The 969-nt window shown below is 60.8% G+C and carries 1 protein-coding gene; it reads left to right on the top strand.

Annotated features, from left to right (window positions below; translation table 11 throughout):
• Positions 1–97: 97 nt before the first annotated feature.
• The coding region (locus DCO45_RS22440) for an IS481 family transposase (RefSeq protein ID WP_116927874.1) at positions 98–969 on the top strand (872 nt) is incomplete at its 3' end.

A 969-nucleotide genomic window follows, 5' to 3' on the forward strand; every position in this document is an offset into this window, starting at 1 on the left:
TGTGAAGGTTCAATAGGTTGTATCCGGTGTTCATCCGGGTTGGATTTGAGAGACTGGAAGTCGCCAAACACCCAACCCACTCAGGACAGCCAACCGGATGAACACTCATAAGCATGCCCGACTTACCTTTGCCCGGAGACTGGAGATGGTCAAACAGATGACCTTGCAAGGCCTGGATGCCTCTCAGGCCGGAGCCCTTCAAGGCGTCACCGCACAGACCGCTCGCAAGTGGCTGGGCCGCTACCTCTGGGGCGGCGAAGCAGCCCTGGCCGATGCTTCCTCCAGGCCCATTTGCTCTCCCAAAGCCATCTGCGAGTCCAAGGCCTTACTCATTGTTGAGCTACGCAAACGCCGCATGCTGCAGTCGCGCATTGCCAGCTACGCAGGCGTCTCGGCGTCCACCGTGAGCCGGGTATTGGCCCGTGCGGGCCTGTCTCGACTCAGCGATCTGCAGCCGTCCGAGCCCGTGGTTCGCTATGAGCACGATGCGCCTGGAGACATGCTGCACATCGATACCAAGAAGCTCGGGCGCATCGTTCGGCCCAGCCACCGCGTCACAGGCAATCGGCGCGATTCGGTCGATGGTGCGGGATGGGAGACACTGTTCGTGGCCATTGACGACCACGCACGCATTGCCTTTACCGCTATGCATCCGGACGAGAAAACGCCGCAAGCCGTCGCCTTTCTGCGCAACGCCGTGGCGTACTACGCGGGGCTTGGAGTGAGCATCAAACGCCTGCTGACCGACAACGGTGCGGCATTCCGCTCAAGGGAGTTCGCTGCGGCCTGCAACGCCTTGGGCGTGCAGCACAAGTTCACCAGGCCGTACCGGCCACAGACCAACGGCAAGGCCGAGCGATTCATCCAATCGGCGCTGCGCGAGTGGGCCTATGGTTGGACATACCAGAATTCAGCTGAGCGAACACAAGCCTTACATCGCTGGCAGCATTACTACAACTGGCACAGGCC

It is taken from the genome of Comamonas sp. JNW, from assembly GCF_003105075.1.
GTDB classification, from domain to species: domain Bacteria; phylum Pseudomonadota; class Gammaproteobacteria; order Burkholderiales; family Burkholderiaceae_C; genus Comamonas; species Comamonas squillarum.